15 protein-coding genes and 2 pseudogenes are annotated in these 19173 nt (G+C 40.0%); 16 read left to right on the top strand and 1 reads right to left on the bottom strand.

Features of this window, described 5'->3' with window-relative positions:
• Nucleotides 1-14 precede the first annotated feature (14 nt).
• Entirely contained in the window at nt 15-365 is a 351-nt protein-coding gene (locus tag BXY_RS00155; RefSeq protein WP_004313186.1) for a winged helix-turn-helix transcriptional regulator, read from the bottom strand.
• A 166-nt stretch (nt 366-531) separates the two neighbouring features.
• On the opposite strand from BXY_RS00155, the gene BXY_RS00150 reads away from it, so the two are divergent.
• The 16 genes and pseudogenes from BXY_RS00150 to BXY_RS00075 all read left to right on the top strand — a co-directional run bounded on the left by BXY_RS00150 (nt 532) and on the right by BXY_RS00075 (nt 19137).
• Nucleotides 532-1059, top strand: a complete 528-nt coding sequence (locus BXY_RS00150) for a DJ-1/PfpI family protein (protein ID WP_074708345.1) — start codon at nt 532-534, stop codon at nt 1057-1059.
• Nucleotides 1060-1517: 458 nt separating this feature from the next.
• On the top strand, nt 1518-3161 hold the full coding sequence (locus tag BXY_RS00145; protein ID WP_015530929.1) for a GAF domain-containing sensor histidine kinase: 1644 nt from the start codon (nt 1518-1520) through the stop codon (nt 3159-3161).
• A gap of 116 nt (nt 3162-3277) precedes the next feature.
• Nucleotides 3278-4579: a Na+/H+ antiporter NhaC family protein gene (locus tag BXY_RS00140; protein ID WP_004313189.1), complete on the top strand. Its 1302-nt coding sequence runs from the start codon at nt 3278-3280 to the stop codon at nt 4577-4579.
• Nucleotides 4580-4685: 106 nt separating this feature from the next.
• A complete protein-coding gene (locus BXY_RS00135; RefSeq protein ID WP_004300172.1) occupies nt 4686-5240 on the top strand; it encodes a 30S ribosomal protein S16 in 555 nt (184 codons plus the stop codon).
• Nucleotides 5241-5418: 178 nt separating this feature from the next.
• Nucleotides 5419-6415 (top strand): annotated as a pseudogene (locus tag BXY_RS00130) (GntR family transcriptional regulator).
• A 67-nt stretch (nt 6416-6482) separates the two neighbouring features.
• On the top strand, nt 6483-8258 hold the full coding sequence (gene fucI, locus BXY_RS00125; protein ID WP_015530927.1) for an L-fucose isomerase: 1776 nt from the start codon (nt 6483-6485) through the stop codon (nt 8256-8258).
• Nucleotides 8259-8417: 159 nt separating this feature from the next.
• Complete coding sequence (locus BXY_RS00120; RefSeq protein WP_009041008.1) at nt 8418-9056, top strand: class II aldolase/adducin family protein; 639 nt, start codon at nt 8418-8420, stop codon at nt 9054-9056.
• Between the two features lie 17 nt (nt 9057-9073).
• On the top strand, nt 9074-10504 hold the full coding sequence (locus tag BXY_RS00115) for a rhamnulokinase (RefSeq protein ID WP_015530926.1): 1431 nt from the start codon (nt 9074-9076) through the stop codon (nt 10502-10504).
• 6 nt (nt 10505-10510) lie between these two features.
• The gene (locus BXY_RS00110; protein WP_015530925.1) at nt 10511-10903 is read left to right on the top strand and encodes an L-rhamnose mutarotase; all 393 of its coding nucleotides are present in this window, start codon (nt 10511-10513) and stop codon (nt 10901-10903) included.
• 18 nt (nt 10904-10921) lie between these two features.
• Entirely contained in the window at nt 10922-12232 is a 1311-nt protein-coding gene (fucP, locus tag BXY_RS00105; RefSeq protein WP_008640670.1) for an L-fucose:H+ symporter permease, read from the top strand.
• Nucleotides 12233-12674: 442 nt separating this feature from the next.
• Entirely contained in the window at nt 12675-12962 is a 288-nt protein-coding gene (locus tag BXY_RS00100; protein ID WP_004313196.1) for a hypothetical protein, read from the top strand.
• A gap of 244 nt (nt 12963-13206) precedes the next feature.
• On the top strand, nt 13207-14091 hold the full coding sequence (locus tag BXY_RS00095) for an Rpn family recombination-promoting nuclease/putative transposase (RefSeq protein WP_015530924.1): 885 nt from the start codon (nt 13207-13209) through the stop codon (nt 14089-14091).
• A gap of 604 nt (nt 14092-14695) precedes the next feature.
• Nucleotides 14696-15274: pseudogene (locus BXY_RS00090) on the top strand (helix-turn-helix transcriptional regulator); the annotation flags it as partial.
• A 554-nt stretch (nt 15275-15828) separates the two neighbouring features.
• On the top strand, nt 15829-17520 hold the full coding sequence (locus tag BXY_RS00085; RefSeq protein ID WP_009040976.1) for a hybrid sensor histidine kinase/response regulator transcription factor: 1692 nt from the start codon (nt 15829-15831) through the stop codon (nt 17518-17520).
• Nucleotides 17521-17714: 194 nt separating this feature from the next.
• On the top strand, nt 17715-18350 hold the full coding sequence (locus BXY_RS00080; protein ID WP_004313201.1) for a DUF4840 domain-containing protein: 636 nt from the start codon (nt 17715-17717) through the stop codon (nt 18348-18350).
• Nucleotides 18351-18444: 94 nt separating this feature from the next.
• Nucleotides 18445-19137, top strand: coding sequence for a DNA alkylation repair protein (locus tag BXY_RS00075; RefSeq protein ID WP_004313202.1), 693 nt, complete (start codon nt 18445-18447; stop codon nt 19135-19137).
• Nucleotides 19138-19173 lie beyond the last annotated feature (36 nt).

The raw sequence follows: 19173 nt of genomic DNA, 5'->3' as shown, positions 1-19173 counted from the left end.
ATAAAATAAAAATGTTACCGACTCATTTTCCTATGGTCCAAAATAATATTCATATTCTCCAAAGCCCATCCCACCAGTCCTTCAATATGAGGAATCAAGGTACCACCTGTATCTGTCAGGCAATACTCCACACGAGGAGGTACTTCAGCATATACTTTCCGTTCAACCAATCCATCTGATTCCAAAGTACGCAATGTAACAGTCAACATTCTTTGAGAGACGTCTTCTATCGTTTTATGGATATCACTAAAACGCATAGTTCCATTTGCGTTCAGCGTAATAAGCACCAACATTGACCACTTATCTCCCAAGCGGCTAAGCACATCTCTTATCGGACAATTCCCCGTCGGATGAAAGTTTTTCATTCTTTAACGTTTTGTATTTTATTGAGTTTCAGCAATAGTTATCTCTATGTAACTTCCTTATTTTCAAGTACGTTATTGCATTTCTCAAACAAGAAAGATACATTTGCATCACAAAAGTAATAAACTTACTAATAATAACTATTGTTTCATTTAAATAATTATGATTATGGCAAAGAAAGTTGCAGTTTTAGCAGTGAATCCGGTAAATGGTTGTGGATTATTCCAATATTTGGAAGCATTTTTCGAGAATGGCATTTCATATAAAGTATTTGCCGTATCGGATACGAAGGAGATTAAAACAAATTCAGGGATCAGCCTGACAGTAGATGATGTGATTGCTAATTTGAAGGGACACGAAGATGAGTTTGACGCACTCGTTTTCTCTTGTGGCGATGCAGTGCCTGTATTTCAGCAGAATGCCGATAAGCCTTATAATGTAGATTTGATGCAAGTCATTAAAACGTTCGGGGATAAAGGGAAAATTATGATCGGACATTGTGCCGGTGCAATGATGTTTGACTTTACCGGTATAACCAAAGGGAAAAAAGTAGCAGTTCACCCATTAGCCAAGCCAGCTATTCAAAACGGAACAGCTACCGATGAGAAATCAGAGATAGATGGTAACTTCTTCACCGCTCAAGATGAAAATACCATTTGGACAATGCTACCACATATAATTGAAGCATTAAAATAATGCCTACAATGTAGATGCAAAACAATAAATATAAACACTGTAACATAAATCTACACATCTCAAGATGGAAAGGTATGTTCCTTTAAAAGAAACGATGCGTTTCTCGGTGTGCAACAAGTCGTTTCTTTTAAAGGAACGACTTGTTGGTTTAAAAGGAAAAACGACAAATATACCACCCTAGTAATCAAGCATTTACAGATCATCAAAAAAACAACACAAGTACACTCCCAATTTTAATAATTTTCAACAAACATACAACATCCATACACCCATAAAAAATATATCCTCTCTATCCTATTCTCTTTCCGTACTAAAATAAAGAAAAACGGAACATTACGAAAAAACAAAAACAGTATTCTTCATTCTTAAAAAGTCCGTATATTAGCAGCTTGAAGATTTGAAAGAGATGAACAGCATACTCATTTTGAGTTTATCTAACTAAAGATGCCTAAAACAATATGACCAGAGAGAAAGAAAATTACAATGCATTTTTACTTCATTTTTTAGAAAGGTTGAATGGCTGTGAATCTATTGAAAACAAAATCACAGAATCACTGACAGATATTTGCGAATACTACGGTTTTAAAAGAGGATTCATTTACCAAACTGATGGATTTCGCTACTTTTACCTAAAGGAAACTGTCGGAAATAGCGACAACATCCTGCGACAACGTTTTGAAATCAGCGAAATGACCAATCAACATGCTGCACGTATAAATGGAAAAAACAAACCTTTTTATGCTTGCAGAAACCAAAATACTTCTTGGAATGATGTAGACATCGTGGATTTTTATAAAGTCGACTCATTACTAATCCGGCAAATCCAAGACTCCGAAGGGAAAATTATCGGATTCATCGGATTTGGAGACAGAGAACATGCAATATCCTTCACCGATGAAGAACTTCAAGTGATTCATCTCATTTTAGGCTCCCTCTCCAAGGAAATAGCAGTGCGGGAATATAAAGAAAGAGAAGTGCGGGCAAGCAAGACATTAAGCAGCATCATGAATAATATGGGAGTTGACATTTATGTGAACTCTTTTGATTCTCATGATATGCTATATGCCAATGAATCTATGGCCGCTCCTTACGGAGGCATCGAACATTTTGAAGGAAAAAAATGCTGGCAGGCTCTTTATAAAGATAAAACCGGAGAATGTGAGTTTTGCCCTAAAAAACATTTGATTGATGAAAACGGACAACCTACCAAAGTCTACTCCTGGGACTACCAACGCCCGTTTGACAAATGTTGGTCCCGGGTATTCAGCGCAGCATTTGCCTGGATTGACGGACAGATAGCGCATGTTATAACCAGTGTCGATATCAACCATCAAAAAACGATTGAAGAAGAACTAAGAGTAGCCAAAGAAAAAGCAGAAAATCTGGACCGCTTAAAATCAGCCTTTCTCGCTAATATGAGTCACGAAATCCGTACTCCGTTAAATGCGATTGTTGGCTTTGCAAGTCTATTGATTGAATCGGATGACAAAAAAGAACGTCAGGATTATGTTGACATTATGCAGGAAAACACGGAACTTCTTTTGCAGTTGATTTCCGATATTCTCGATTTATCGAAAATAGAAGCCGGAACACTCGACTTCACCATGGATCATCTGGATATCAAGAGCTTCTGCGAAGATATAATGCGCAATTATGATATAAAAGAAGATAAACCCGTACCCGTTTTGCTGGCTCCGGATTTACCTGAATATTATATTTACACAGACAAAAAGCGTTTAATGCAGGTTATTACCAATTTCATAAATAATGCTCTCAAATTTACAAATGAAGGGCAGATTATGTTGGAATATCGCCATAAAGCAGAAAGTAATGAGATAGAATTCGCTGTCACAGACACAGGTATGGGGATTGCACCCGATAAAGTAGATCAGGTGTTCGACCGATTTGTAAAACTCAACTCTTTTTCAAAAGGCACGGGCTTAGGTCTATCTATTTGCAGAAGTATCATCAAACATCTTGGCGGCACTATCGGTGCCGAATCCGAAATAGGAGTCGGCAGCCGTTTCTGGTTCACACATCCCTTGCGCTTAAGTAGGAACAGGTTATACTTTTTTTCTATGGAGTGTCTCCCTCATCTATAGAAAGATCAATGAAATAATGCCTTCTTTCGACTTCCTTTTTGCCACTTCCTGTGAAAAACACTACTTTTGCATCGCTATTTTGATTTTAGAATAAAACAAATACCCAACGTTCATTTATGACTGAAGAAAAAATACATAAAGACCGTCCCGGAAACTGGTGGGCATTAAGCCCGTTACTCGTATTCCTTTGCCTCTATCTGGTAACTTCTATCCTCGTCAACGACTTTTATAAAGTACCTATCACAGTGGCCTTCCTCGTCTCTTCCTGTTATGCCATCGCCATTACACGCGGCTTAAAACTAGACCAGCGTATCTATCAATTCTCGGTAGGAGCTGCCAATAAGAATATCCTCCTGATGATATGGATATTCATCCTTGCCGGAGCTTTTGCCCAAAGCGCAAAGCAAATGGGTGCAATCGATGCCACCGTCAATCTGACGCTGCATATTCTTCCTGACAATTTATTGCTGGCAGGTATCTTTATTGCCGCCTGTTTCATCTCTTTATCCATCGGAACCAGTGTGGGAACTATTGTCGCCCTTACTCCCGTTGCCGTAGGACTGGCAGAAAAAACTGAAATAGCTCTCCCCTTTATGGTAGCCGTCGTAGTAGGCGGTTCTTTTTTCGGAGACAACTTATCTTTTATCTCCGACACCACCATCGCTTCGACAAAAACCCAGGAATGTGTAATGCGTGATAAATTCCGTGTAAATTCTATGATTGTCGTCCCGGCAGCCATCATTGTGTTGGGAATTTACATATTTCAGGGACTATCCATTACAGCTCCCACCCAAACACAGACCATTGAATGGATCAAAGTTATACCTTATATAATAGTATTAGGAACAGCCATTGCCGGAATGAACGTGATGCTCGTACTCATAATAGGTATATTGACAAGTGGCATCATTGGCATCGCGACCGGCAGCTTCGGAATCTTCGACTGGTTTGGTGCCATGGGAACAGGAATTACAGGAATGGGAGAACTGATTATTATCACCCTGTTGGCCGGAGGGATGCTCGAAACAATCCGTTATAACGGTGGTATCGATTTCATTATCCAGAAACTCACCCGCCACGTCAATGGTAAAAGAGGAGCCGAATTAAGCATCGCAGCCCTGGTAAGTATCGCCAACTTATGTACTGCCAACAACACGATTGCCATTATCACAACAGGACCGATTGCCAAAGATATTGCCGTGAAATTCCATCTTGACCGAAGAAAAACAGCCAGTATCCTCGATACTTTCTCCTGCCTGATACAAGGTATTATTCCATACGGAGCGCAGATGCTGATTGCAGCGGGACTTGCCAGCATCTCCCCCATCAGTATCATCGGCAATCTCTATTATCCGTTTACAATGGGAGCATGCGCCCTGCTCGCGATTTTGTTCCGCTATCCAAAACGGTATTCGTAAAAAAGATACGAAATGTTTGTCAATCAAAAGAAAAGCCGTATCTTTGTGCCCGCTATTACGAGATAATAGCATAATTCAAATCAATCATTAAAAACAATTATTTAAAATGGCAACTAGAATCAGATTGCAGAGACACGGACGTAAAAGTTACGCGTTCTATTCAATTGTAATTGCAGACAGCAGAGCACCACGTGATGGTAAATTTATTGAGAAGATTGGTACTTACAACCCTAACACCAATCCTGCTACAGTAGATTTGAATTTCGACGCTGCATTGGCATGGGTACTGAAAGGTGCACAACCAAGTGACACTGTACGTAACATCCTTTCTCGTGAAGGAGTTTACATGAAGAAACATCTTCTGGGCGGTGTAGCAAAAGGCGCATTCGGAGAAGCAGAAGCAGAAGCTAAATTCGAAGCTTGGAAAAACAACAAACAGTCAGGTTTGGCTACTTTGAAAGCTAAACAAGACGAAGCTAAGAAAGCTGAAGCTAAAGCACGTCTAGAAGCAGAAAAGAAAATCAACGAAGTGAAAGCAAAAGCACTCGCTGAAAAGAAAGCTGCTGAAGCTGCTGAAAAAGCGGCTGCTGAAGCACCTGCAGAAGAAGCTGCCGCAGCTCCGGCTGAAGAAGCTCCTGCAACAGAAGCTGCTGCTGAATAATTTTCAGCAGATTCCGAACAAGAAATTAGGAAAAAGCAATAAATCCTCTCCGGTCCGCCGGAGGGGATTTTTTTATTACTTTCTGCTATAAAACATATCAAATTATTTATTCCGTTCAGAATAAAATGCCTTTCTTTGCATCAGCATAGTTCAGCATAGTATTACTTATTTTTCGAATATGAAACGAACTGATAAAAAAAGCAACATTCGGACAACAGGCAAGCAAGGTTACGCAACTAGCGGACACACTTAGCCAAGCGATTTCCAGGAAAGAATTTCTTGAAGGAGATTCTTTACCTTCCATCAATCAGTTAAGCGCTCAATACGGAGTATCACGTGATACGGTTTTCAAGGCTTTCCTTGATTTACGTGAACGAGGACTGATCGACTCCACTCCCGGCAAGGGCTATTATGTGACGAGCCAGGTGACCAATGTCTTATTGCTGCTCGACCAATATACTCCTTTCAAAGAAGCCTTATATAACAGTTTCGTCAGACATCTGCCTATCAACTATAAGGTAGACTTATTGTTTCATCAATACAACGAACGGTTGTTCAATACGATCCTCCGGGAATCCATCGGAAAATACAACAAATACATCGTGATGAATTTCGATAACGAGAAATTCAGCACTGTTCTCAATAAAATTAATCCTTCAAGATTATTACTTCTCGATTTCGGCAAATTTGAAAAAGAAAAGTATTCATATATCTGCCAGGATTTTGATGATTCTTTCTATCAGGCATTGAATCTGCTCAAGGAAAGGTTGAAGAACTATCGCCAGCTCGTTTTTCTGTTTCCAAAAAGCCTGAAACACCCCCAAAGCAGTAAGGTGTATTTTACCCGTTTCTGCCAGGAACAGGGATTTCTCTGTGAAATACAGGAGGATATTGAGAACCTGATCGTACGTAAGGGAGTTGCCTATATTGCCATCAAACAACAAGACGTAGTAAAGGTGGTGAAACAAGGAAGATTGGAAGGGCTGAAATGCGGAAAAGATTTTGGCCTATTGGCTTACAATGATATTCCTTCCTATGAAGTGATTGACGAAGGAATAACCTCATTGAGTATTGATTGGGAAATGATGGGAAATGAAGCGGCCAATTTTGTTCTCAATAATGTACCGGTGCAGAAGTTCTTGCCGACGGAAGTAAGACTTCGAAAGTCGCTTTAATTTTTTTTGCGAAGACATCAGCACAGTTCAGCACAGATATTAATTAATCCTTTAATAGATAGAAACCATGAAAAAGTATCCGAAAATCGGGATTCGTCCCACAATCGATGGTCGCCAGGGTGGCGTTCGCGAAAGCCTTGAAGAGAAAACAATGAATTTGGCAAAAGCAGTAGCCGAGTTAATCAGCAGCAACCTGAAAAACGGTGATGGCAGTCCGGTGGAATGTGTTATAGCCGATAGCACGATCGGACGCGTAGCCGAAAGTGCCGCTTGTGCGGAAAAGTTTGAAAGAGAAGGGGTCGGCTCTACCATTACCGTCACTTCTTGCTGGTGCTACGGTGCTGAAACGATGGATATGAACCCGCATTATCCGAAAGCTGTCTGGGGATTCAACGGCACAGAACGTCCGGGAGCTGTATACCTTGCTGCTGTACTTGCCGGACACGCACAAAAAGGCCTTCCCGCATTCGGTATCTACGGACGCGACGTTCAAGATTTGAACGACAACACAATCCCTGAAGATGTATCGGAAAAGATTCTTCGCTTTGCACGTGCCGCACAGGCAGTAGCTACGATGAGAGGCAAATCTTACCTGTCAATGGGTAGTGTATCTATGGGTATCGCCGGTTCCATCGTTAATCCTGATTTCTTCCAAGAGTATCTGGGAATGCGTAATGAGTCAATAGACCTCACAGAAATCATCCGTCGAATGGACGAAGGCATCTATGACCACGAAGAATACGCCAAAGCCATGGCCTGGACTGAAAAAAATTGCAAGACAAACGAAGGTGAAGACTTCAAGAACCGTCCTGAAAAACGTAAAACCCGTGAACAGAAAGATGCTGATTGGGAATTCATTGTAAAGATGACGATTATCATGCGCGACTTGATGACCGGAAATCCCAAATTGAAAGAAATGGGATTCAAGGAAGAAGCCTTGGGACACAATGCCATTGCAGCCGGTTTCCAAGGACAACGCCAATGGACAGACTTCTATCCTAACGGTGACTATCCGGAAGCTCTGCTCAACACTTCTTTTGACTGGAACGGTATTCGTGAAGCATTTGTCGTAGCTACCGAGAACGATGCCTGCAACGGCGTAGCTATGCTGTTCGGACATTTATTGACCAACCGTGCCCAAATATTCTCCGACGTACGTACTTACTGGAGTCCTGAAGCCGTGAAACGTGTAACCGGCAAAGAATTGAGCGGATTGGCAGCAAATGGTATCATTCATCTTATCAATTCCGGCGCAACGACTCTCGACGGTTCCGGCCAATCATTAGACGCAGCAGGCAATCCGGTTATGAAAGAACCATGGAACCTGACGGATGCTGATGTAGAAAACTGCCTGAAAGCAACTACCTGGTATCCGGCAGACCGTGACTACTTCCGTGGCGGCGGTTTCTCTTCCAACTTCCTGTCAAAAGGTGGCATGCCCGTAACCATGATGCGCCTCAACCTGATTAAAGGCTTAGGCCCTGTCCTGCAAATCGCAGAAGGATGGACAGTAGAAATAGACCCGGAAATCCACCAAAAACTGAATATGCGTACAGATCCTACATGGCCTACCACCTGGTTTGTACCGCGTCTGTGTGAAAAACCTGCTTTCAAAGATGTATATTCAGTAATGAATAACTGGGGAGCCAATCATGGAGCCATCAGCTATGGACACATCGGTCAGGACTTAATCACTCTTGCTTCCATGCTCCGCATCCCGGTATGCATGCACAATGTAGAAGACAACGAAATATTCCGTCCGGCAGCTTGGAACGCCTTCGGCATGGATAAGGAAGGAGCGGATTACAGAGCTTGCGCAACTTACGGTCCTATCTACAAATAATATTAATTCAGACAAAAGAACATAAGGACAAAAGATAAAACAACTTCAATAAACAGCTATAAATAATTCTATTAGCGCAGACCTTATGTTCTTTTGTTCTTATGTCTAAATAAAAGCAATTTCGACTCACTTAATTCTAATTTTTTTATCTTTGCAATTATGATTACCAACGAACATATCGAACAGTTCATCGAACAAGCACACCGTTACGGAGATGCAAAGTTAATGCTTTGCAGCAGCGGTAACCTTTCCTGGAGAATCGGCGAAGAAGCATTGATTTCCGGTACGGGTTCCTGGGTTCCCACACTTGGCAAAGAAAAAGTCTCTATCTGCCATATTGCCAGCGGCGCTCCTACCAATGGTGTAAAACCTTCTATGGAAAGTACATTCCATTTAGGGATTCTCCGTGAACGTCCGGACGTCAATGTCGTTCTCCACTTTCAATCGGAATATGCCACGGCTGTCTCCTGCATGAAGAACAAACCGACAAATTTCAATGTAACAGCAGAAATTCCCTGTCATGTAGGTTCGGAAATACCTGTGATTCCGTATTATCGTCCCGGCTCACCGGAACTGGCAAAAGCTGTGGTAGAAGCCATGTTAAAGCATAACTCGGTTTTACTGACCAACCACGGGCAAGTGGTATGCGGAAAAGACTTCGACCAAGTATACGAACGGGCCACCTTCTTTGAAATGGCTTGCCGCATCATCGTTCAATCCGGCGGTGATTATTCAGTACTCACACCAGCAGAAATTGAAGACCTGGAAATCTACGTATTAGGAAAGAAAACCAACTAATATCCGGGCAATATACCATGAAAGATACCATCAAACACACTTATTTAGCAGCAGACTTCGGAGGCGGAAGTGGACGGATTATCGCCGGCTTCCTTCACCATGGCAAACTGGAGTTGGAAGAGGTATACCGCTTTTGCAATCGACAGGTCAAACTAGGAAATCATATCTACTGGGATTTCCCAGCACTGTTCGAAGATATGAAAACCGGACTGAAACTGGCTGCACAAAAAGGATATGCCGTAAAAAGTATTGGTATTGACACCTGGGGAGTGGATTTCGGACTGATTGACAAACATGGAAACCTGTTAGGAAATCCAGTCTGTTATCGGGACGCAAGAACAGAAGGAATACCGGAAGAAGTATTCAAGCTACTGGATGAACGCCAACACTATGCCGACACCGGTATTCAGGTGATGGCTATCAATACGCTGTTTCAACTTTACAGCATGAAACAGCATCAAGATGCGCAGTTGGAAGTTGCCCGGCAACTTTTATTCATGCCCGACCTCTTCAGCTATTTCCTGACAGGAGTAGCCAATAATGAATATTGCATTGCCTCCACCTCCGAACTACTCGATGCCCAATCGCGGAACTGGTCAGTGGATACCATACGCGCCTTAGGTCTTCCCGAACATCTGTTCGGTGAGATTATTCTCCCCAGAACAATCAGGGGGACTCTGAAAGAGGATATTGCCCGCGAAACAGGACTGGGTACCGTAGACGTTATTGCTGTCGGCTCACACGACACAGCCAGTGCCGTCGCCGCTGTTCCTGCCGTAGAAAATCCTATCGCTTTCCTTAGTTCCGGCACTTGGTCGCTACTGGGAGTAGAAGTGGATGAACCCATATTGACGGAAGAAGCAAGAAAAGCTCAATTCACCAATGAAGGAGGCGTAGACGGCAAAATCCGTTTCCTACAGAATATAACAGGACTATGGATTTTGCAACGCTTGATGAGTGAATGGAAAGCATGTGGCGAAGAACAAAATTATGATATAATCATCCCGCAAGCTGCCGAAGCACAGATTGCGACCATTATCCCTGTGGATGACGCAACATTCATGAATCCGGAAAATATGGAAAACGCTCTTATTCATTATTGTCGGCATCATGCTTTGCAAGTGCCGAAAAACAAAGCAGAAACCGTGCGATGTGTACTCCAGTCATTAGCTTTCAAATATCGGCAGGCGGTGGAACAGCTCAACCATTGTCTCCCCTCTCCGATCCGTCAGCTAAACATCATCGGCGGAGGATCACAAAACCAATTACTCAACCAACTGACAGCTGACGAACTCGGTATTCCCGTTTATGCAGGTCCGGTAGAAGCTACTGCAATGGGAAACATTCTGACACAGGCTATGGCAAAAGGAGAAATAGCCGATCTCCATGAATTGAGAGAGATTGTAACTCGTAGCGTTACACCACAAGTATATTACCCTAAAAAATAAAAGTATATGGAAACACCCAAAACCGGTTATCAGGTTCAATCTTATGACGTTCCCGTCAAACGATATTGCCAAACCCTCGATTTACGCGATTCTCCGGAACTGATCGCTGAATATCGGAAAAGACATAGCCAGGCGGAAGCATGGCCCGAAATCCTAGCCGGGATCCGGGAAGTCGGTATTCTGGAAATGGAAATTTATATCTTGGGAACACGACTGTTCATGATTGTCGAAACTCCCCTTGATTTTGACTGGGACACAGCAATGGAACGCCTGAACACGCTTCCCCGCCAACAGGAGTGGGAAGAATATATGGCCATCTTCCAACAAGCCGCTCCCGGAATGAGTTCCACAGAGAAATGGAAACCGATGGAGAGAATGTTCCATTTGTATAACACTTAAAAAATACCAGAAACAACCATGAAACACCCCAAACAGTCCATCCTCTCGAAAGATGGCATCAGTTATCTTATACCTTTTGTTCTCATTACCTCATGTTTTGCATTATGGGGATTTGCCAATGATATTACCAATCCGATGGTAAAGGCATTCTCCAAGATTTTCCGGATGAGTGCTACCGACGGAGCATTGGTACAGGTTGCCTTCTATGGAGGGTACTTTGCAATGGCTTTCCCGGCTGCCATATTCATCCGCAAATATTCCTACAAAGCCGGTGTTTTGTTAGGACTGGGAATGTATGCTTTCGGAGCATTTTTATTCTTCCCCGCCAAAATGACGGGAGAATATTATCCGTTTTTGATTGCCTATTTCATCCTGACCTGCGGATTGTCCTTCCTCGAGACAAGCTGTAACCCGTATATTCTTTCTATGGGCACGGAAGAAACAGCTACCCGGCGTTTGAACCTTGCACAGTCTTTCAATCCGATGGGGTCACTTCTCGGAATGTATGTAGCCATGCAGTTCATTCAAGCGAAGTTACATCCGATGTGTACCGAAGACCGTGCATTGCTTAACGACAGTGAATTTCAAGCAATTAAAGAAAGTGATCTTAGCGTTCTGATTGCTCCTTATCTCATTATCGGACTTATCATTGTGGCTATGTTACTTCTGATACGATTCGTCAAGATGCCGAAAAATGGAGATCAGAATCATAGAATAGATTTCTTTCCTACACTGAAACGCATTTTCACCCAAACGCGTTATCGTGAAGGGGTAATTGCTCAATTCTTCTATGTAGGCGCGCAAATTATGTGCTGGACTTTCATCATTCAGTATGGAACACGCTTGTTCATGTCACAAGGTATGGACGAGAAAAGTGCGGAAGTGCTATCACAACAATATAATATCATAGCAATGGTGATATTTTGTATCAGCCGTTTCATCTGTACATTCATTCTGCGCTATCTCAATGCTGGTAAATTGCTGATGATCCTCGCTATCTTCGGAGGTATTTTCACTTTAGGCGTAATCTTCCTTCAAAATATCTTCGGAATGTATTGCCTTGTAGCAGTATCGGCTTGCATGTCATTGATGTTCCCTACCATCTATGGTATTGCCTTGAAAGGCATGGGAGATGATGCTAAGTTTGGAGCTGCAGGCCTTATCATGGCTATCCTGGGAGGTTCTGTTCTTCCACCGCTACAGGCAAGTATCATTGACCTGAAACAAATAGCCTGGTTACCGGCTGTCAATGTTTCATTCATTCTACCCTTCATCTGCTTCCTTGTAATCATTGGTTATGGTTACCGTACAGTGAAAAGAAATTGGTAAAAAACAAACTTAAAAATAGTGACGCTATCCCATCATGATACCGTCACTATCCCACCCATATAGTGACGCCATCCGCAGTGGATAGCGTCACTATTTCATTCATCTTTTTTTCATAAAAAATTCCCTTTTGACAATGCCATATATAGATGCGACAAAGTGAAGAATGTAGCTAATTTCACATTTAATAATCTCAAACAAACAGGGTAGCAATAGCTTTCTGCTGTGTTGGCATATCCTGCCGAACAATATATTGATGTTAATTTTCAGGTAGATCCTTCGTTGATTAGGTTATTACAACGCGCGTCTCAGCACCAATTATGCAATACTGGACACTAAATATTATAAGTTTTATATAATTCCCCAAGGCAAACGAAGGAAAATTGTTGCAACCAAGCGAATGGTATCATGTAGCCGTGACTTATGACACCGAAGAAAAGACTTTATGTTTAAAATAGGACACTCCTATGGTGAGCCAGAGAATATGACTCGTCAATTAAATGGTGAAATCTGCGAAGTACGCATATGGAACGTAATACGTTCACAAGAAGAAATTTACAAGAATATGTATGATGTCGATCCTCAAACTACAGGTTTAAAAGCCTATTGGAAGTTTAATGAAGGCAAAGGGGATATAGCGAAAGACTATACAGAAAACGGCAATGATGCAAAAGCATATACTAAAGCTATTTGGCCGGAAGACATTGAAGTGACACAAAAAAACAAAGAATAATAACTACCTAAAATTTTCAACCTAAAACGCTGCCACATTTTTACTCCTACTTTAAGTTACATAAAAGGGAATACTAAAATATGACAGCGTTAATAATTAACTCTCTACTATGGAATAATTTAAATTGCCTTCTGATGAATTTGCCAAATATGCACAGATTCATTCACAAAAAATATAAACTCAAAGAGTAGCCATTATCTAAAAAAAAGTCGTAGCTTTGCAATAACCTAAAAATTAAATTGATATGGAACAACAAGACAAATATATACGCTTTGACTGGGCTGTGAAAAGACTTCTCCGCCAAAAAGCAAATTTCGGCGTATTAGAAGGTTTCTTGACTGTCCTTCTCGGTGAAAACGTGAAAATCATAGAGATATTGGAAAGTGAAAGCAACCAACAAACAATCGATGATAAATTCAACCGGGTAGATATTAAAGCCAGAAACAGTAAAGACGAAATCATTATTGTAGAGATCCAAAATACACGGGAGCTCTATTATCTGGAACGTATCTTATACGGAGTGGCAAAAGCAATCACTGAACATATTTCTTTAGGAGAACGCTACTATGCGGTGAAAAAAATATACTCTATCAGTATTCTATACTTCGATATCGGCAAGGGAGAAGATTATTTGTATCATGGACAAAACCACTTTATCGGAGTACATACAGGAGACAGACTGGAAGTAACTACTAAAGAAAAAGACGCCATCGTCCATAAGATTCCGGCAGAAATCTTTCCGGAGTATTTCTTGATTCGTGTGAATGAATTCGATAAAGTGGCCGTCACTCCATTGGAAGAGTGGATTGAATACTTGAAAACCGGTTGCATTCGCCCCGATACAACAGCCCCCGGTCTGGAAGAAGCACGCCAGAAACTTATCTATTACAATATGTCCAAGGAAGAAAGACATGCCTACGACGAGCACCTTAGTGCCATCATGATACAAAATGATGTATTAGATGGAGCAAAACTAGAAGGGCGTATGGAGGGACGCATGGAAGGACGCATGGAAGGAAAAATGGAAGAAAGATTAGAAATTGCTAATAATTTAAAGTCATTAGGAGTAGACATAACAGCCATCCATAAAGCTACCGGGCTATCACCGGAGGAGATTGAAAAGTTATAAACAATCAAAGGCTATATATTAAATTACAAACAAGAGTCGTGTGAAAAAATCATACGACTCTTGTTTGTAATTTAATATATAGCCAATAGTAACAGACTGGAAGTAACTACCAAAGAAAAAAGATACCATCAATATATTACCAATATTTCACACTCCATTTTAACAATTAGAATTCATCCACAAATCACACACTCTAAATCATCAGCACCCATATACAGCAGAATATATAACAATAAAATATTTTATACAACTTTTATTTGTGATTAGTCATAGAAAACATGTATATTAGCAGTAAGCCTAACATTTACACAAATAAATCAATTGATTTATTATTACTTTTTAGTACCTTTACTTCATAAATACAATTTCCTATCCATAAGAAGGAAAGACATTTATATTAGTTGATTATTTGTATATGATAAAACACAAGCAAACAGCTATTGAGATATGTTCCGATAGCACTCTATTTAAACCCAGACCGCCCCCTCTTCAAATATTCACATATTAGACTGATTCATCATGCCTGAAAACAAAAAGAATAAATCAAATTAATCATCGTTACTTGGAGGGAAAGCCTTCCTTATCATAAAATTTAAAACATTAATCAAGATTAAAAACCTCCTGTGACACTTCTATTATCCCGATTATCCTATATGGCTCTCCTATTGATATGAACCAAGACTATAAAAGAAATGCTTCTTTAGCCGATACATTCTTGTATATGCCATTCAATATCGAAAACTTAAAAATCGAGATATCTGTTCTTATCAAAAACTACCGCTTTCTTAGAAAGTCATTCTTACAGAAAATATTCGGAGAAAAGTTTCTGGAAACAGATATCGAAGAAATGCCGGAAGAGGATAACTACCAACTCATCAACAAGGTAAAGAAATTCATATTGGACAACTTGGATAACGAATCACTAAAGATAAGCCATATTGCCAGTGAAACGGGCATGAGCCGGACTAAGTTTTTCATTAAATGGAAATTCCTGACAGGGGAAGCTCCCATAGAATTCATGACCAGGATTCGTATGGAAAAAGCACGCGAACTATTGGAAAGCGGAAAATATCGCATACAGGAGATACCTGAAATGGTCGGACTAAAAGATGTAAAGAACTTCCGCAATAAATACAAGAAACACTTCGGCATAGCGCCAAGTGAAACATTAAGAAATATTTAAAAGCGGGAAAATTCAATATTACTATTGTCTTAATAAAAAAGAGATGTATTTAATGGAAAAATGGTATATCTCTTTTGCAAGTATACCGACGAGCAAAACATAATTGCCAACAAATCACAACTCAATCATACCATTCATCGCATCATTAATACCAAATAGAAACATCCCAACATTCAAAACTGACAACAGTATCTACTTATTAAAACTTATCATTATTTTTACTTCGTAGAAATATACCAATCATTCCTTCTTATAAAAAAACCTAACCTCCATTATCTTTCCAGTTTATATATTATGAGGAAATACAGAATGGTATTAAATGAGACATTCCTCAATAATACCCAATATACAATACGCTCCCCTACACATCTACAGGAGACAAAATAATATTCAACCAATAAAACTAATTAATTATTGTTACTTAGAGGATATTCACCGTTTCTTCCCCCCCCAAAAAAAATGATGTTAAATATTAGGATAGTGAATTTCCTCTTTTTTCTGAAATGAAAGAAATGGGTCTATTTCATCTGAGTGACGTCACTAAAAAATATAATATGAAATACTTATTACAAACGTCACCCCTCGTTTACAGTGCCATAGCAATACTCATTCTTTATCAATTAAACTTTACCTCAATACTCCTAGCAGGAGGTATTTCTATTTATTGGATTATAACACATATCATTACGATACAGAAAGAAAGAAATCTTCTAAAAGAAGGGAGTCAATATTTTATAGACTCTTTCGAGAGCATTCGTGCTCCGCTTACATTAGTTCATACTCCATTGAAAATAGCATATAATGACGTTTCCCCCGAAAATATCAGAAAAGAGCTATCACTAGCTATCCAAAACATAGATTGCCTCAACATACATTTAACCAGATTGATGGATTTAAAGCAATTGTTTGCAAACACTGAAAAGCTGAATTCCTCGGAATATGAACTGGGAGCATTTATCAAAAACAGAATTACTTCTTTAAAAACACATGCTGCCAACAATTTGGTAGGGCTGAACATTAAAACAGACTTTAATTATGCCAGCGTCTGGTTCGACCAAAGCAAAATATCTCCGGTGATCGACAAATTTATAAAATATGCCATAGACCATACCGAACAAAAAAAAACTATTACCCTGCTAATCACCTCTAATCCTGAATACTGGCAAATAAAAATAACTGATTTCGAAAATAAGAAAATACTTCAATGTTATAAATGTAAAAATTGGCAACTATTCAAACGAAAAGAAGAACTCGAATACAATTTTGCAAAAAATATATTCTGCAAAAGGTTGATAAAGATGTGCAATGGAAAGATTCTGATTAACCATTCCAGCCACACTATTGCTCTAAAATTCCCTTCAAAAGATTCGCCGGAAAATGTTCACCAACATACCGCCATACAAATCGAGTCAAATCCGGCAGAAGAAAGAACAGATACTTTATTCGGCAAGGATTCACAAAAGAGAAATTCCACTAAACCGTTGGTCGTCCTCGCTGACAGCAATAAAGAATTCAGGTTGTACCTGGAAGAACGTTTATCAAAGGATTTTATCGTAAAAAGTTTCGAGAATGGTTTGGACGCTTTAGAATGTATAAAAGAGGAATATCCGGATTTAGTGATTTGCGACATTATGCTCCATGGAATGTACGGCAATGAACTATCATCGAGACTAAAAACATCAGGAGAAACATCCGTTATCCCTATTATCCTCTATGGCTTACATATAGATACAGGACAACGCAGCAAAAGGGAAAGCTCCCTGGCTGACATATTCTTATATATACCTTTTCACGTCGAAGATTTAAAAACAGAAATGAATGTCCTTATCAGAAACAACCGTTTCCTCAGAAAATCATTCTTAGAAAGAATATTTGGAAAGAAGTTTCTGGAAGTTGAGGAAGACAAAATTTCAGATGAGGAAAATTACGGCCTTATCAATCAGGTAAAGGAGTTTATTCTAAAAAATATAGATAAGGAAAATCTGACAATAGATGAAATCGCCTCAGAACTATATATGAGTAGAACCGCTTTCTTTACGAAATGGAAAGCACTGACAGGAGAAGCGCCCAAGTACTTGATTTACCGGATTCGTATGGAAAAAGCACGTGAGCTATTGGAAAGCGGGAAATACTCCGTCAATGTTCTTCCCGAAATGATCGGATTGAAGAGCCTCAAAAACTTCCGTCATAAATACAAAGAGTATTTTGGAATAACGCCAAGCGAGTCTATCATGAAAAAACAATAAAACAAATACGAAGCTATATATCCGAAGATCCCACCAACAGGGATCTTCACTATAACACTTGCATAAAGAAGCCTTTCTTTTTTTACTTCTTCATGCAGTATTGTATTAATCGTAGCATTTACACTATGTACGTACACCTTAATTTTGAAATTAATAATCTAATTATTTAAACAGTATGAAAACTTTAACTAAAAATGAAAAAAGTTTGTTGTTTTAATCGCTTTGTCTTATTGGCAATGACACTGAGCATGGTCACTTCTTTTACTGCATGTAGCAGTGACGACGATTCGGACATTCCCGTATATTCCCTTAAAGATGTTGATGGCAATTATTCCGGCACAATGCTGACGGAATCCACCCCCGTCAGTCCCCAGGCAAATGCAGAAGAGGGGGAAGAACCGGCAGGAGCCGAAGTTACTGCCGAAGTAAAAGACAATCAGATTATGATTAAGAAACTTCCGGTTGACGACCTGATTAAAAGCATCGTCGGTGAAGAAAATGCAGGAGCTATCATCGAAAATTTGGGTGATATTAACTACAACATTCCTTATACACCGACCTTTGATGAAGGTAAATCTAACATCTTACTTCAACTAAAACCTGAACCACTGGAAATTAAATACACCGAACCGATTCAAGTACAAGAAGAAGGACAAGAACCGGCTGAAAATCTTATAACAGTAACTATTGAAGCTGAAAAGAATGGCGTTTATGCTTATGACGGCAAAAAACTGGCATTCGTTATCAAAGCAACTGGAGTAAAAGTCGGAGATGTAAATTTCCCCAATTTCCCCGTTACAACATTCACTTTCAGCATGGTCAAGAAGTAATACAAACCTTTCGCTGAAAAAAAGAAAATGGAGCATGCCTGCGCGCAAGACATGCTCTTTTTTTATACCTTTGTGAAGAAACCAACTATACAAAATGACTACAACAGAAAACATTCGAAAAGAATTGCAGGATTTGGTAGATTCCAAGTATCAGGAATTTCATTCTGCCCTGGTTCCCGGAATCGGGAATATTCTTGGTGTACGTATTCCGCAACTACGAATATTGGCTAAAGAAATCGCAAAGAGAGATAACTGGCGTATGTTTGTGGAAGCAACCGATACTAAGTTTTATGAAGAGACAATGCTTCAGGGAATGGTTATCGGATTAGCTAAAATGGAACTGGACGAACGAATGAAACACATAAGCATGTTCGTTCCACGTATCGACAACTGGGCTGTATGTGATATCTTTTGTGGCGAACTGAAGACTGCCGTGAAGAAAGGAAAAGAAACTGTATGGCAGTTTATCCAGCCTTACCTCATATCTCCCAAAGAGTTCGAAATCCGCTTCGGGATTGTGATGCTTTTCCATTATGTAGACGAAGAACATATCGACGCATTACTGGCATACGCAGACACTTTCAGCCACGATGCTTATTATGCACGTATGGCTATGGCCTGGATGATATCCATCTGTTTCATCAAATTCCCCGAAAAGACAATGGAGTACCTTAAACAGAGCAAGCTGGATAACTGGACTTATAATAAATCATTGCAGAAAACTATCGAATCTCTCCGTGTAGACAAGGAAACTAAAGATATACTTCGCGGTATAAAACGGAGGTAATGACACAATAAAAAATAAAGCTCGGTAACTGTTCTG

Source organism: Bacteroides xylanisolvens XB1A (assembly GCF_000210075.1).
Taxonomy (GTDB): Bacteria; Bacteroidota; Bacteroidia; order Bacteroidales; family Bacteroidaceae; genus Bacteroides; species Bacteroides xylanisolvens.
The sequence above is the reverse complement of the archived record's forward strand: the minus strand, read 5'-3'. Positions and strand labels throughout refer to the sequence as shown.

Coding starts and splice junctions, on each gene's coding strand:
- BXY_RS00075 (WP_004313202.1), top strand. CDS start 18,445: ATGACTACAACAGAAAACATTCGAAAAGAATTGCAGGATTTGGTAGAT.
- BXY_RS00120 (WP_009041008.1), top strand. CDS start 8,418: ATGATTACCAACGAACATATCGAACAGTTCATCGAACAAGCACACCGT.
- BXY_RS00095 (WP_015530924.1), top strand. CDS start 13,207: ATGGAACAACAAGACAAATATATACGCTTTGACTGGGCTGTGAAAAGA.
- fucP (WP_008640670.1), top strand. CDS start 10,922: ATGAAACACCCCAAACAGTCCATCCTCTCGAAAGATGGCATCAGTTAT.
- BXY_RS00115 (WP_015530926.1), top strand. CDS start 9,074: ATGAAAGATACCATCAAACACACTTATTTAGCAGCAGACTTCGGAGGC.
- BXY_RS00100 (WP_004313196.1), top strand. CDS start 12,675: ATGTTTAAAATAGGACACTCCTATGGTGAGCCAGAGAATATGACTCGT.
- BXY_RS00150 (WP_074708345.1), top strand. CDS start 532: ATGGCAAAGAAAGTTGCAGTTTTAGCAGTGAATCCGGTAAATGGTTGT.
- fucI (WP_015530927.1), top strand. CDS start 6,483: ATGAAAAAGTATCCGAAAATCGGGATTCGTCCCACAATCGATGGTCGC.
- BXY_RS00145 (WP_015530929.1), top strand. CDS start 1,518: ATGACCAGAGAGAAAGAAAATTACAATGCATTTTTACTTCATTTTTTA.
- BXY_RS00085 (WP_009040976.1), top strand. CDS start 15,829: ATGAAATACTTATTACAAACGTCACCCCTCGTTTACAGTGCCATAGCA.
- BXY_RS00155 (WP_004313186.1), bottom strand. CDS start 365: ATGAAAAACTTTCATCCGACGGGGAATTGTCCGATAAGAGATGTGCTT.
- BXY_RS00140 (WP_004313189.1), top strand. CDS start 3,278: ATGACTGAAGAAAAAATACATAAAGACCGTCCCGGAAACTGGTGGGCA.
- BXY_RS00110 (WP_015530925.1), top strand. CDS start 10,511: ATGGAAACACCCAAAACCGGTTATCAGGTTCAATCTTATGACGTTCCC.
- BXY_RS00135 (WP_004300172.1), top strand. CDS start 4,686: ATGGCAACTAGAATCAGATTGCAGAGACACGGACGTAAAAGTTACGCG.
- BXY_RS00080 (WP_004313201.1), top strand. CDS start 17,715: ATGAAAAAAGTTTGTTGTTTTAATCGCTTTGTCTTATTGGCAATGACA.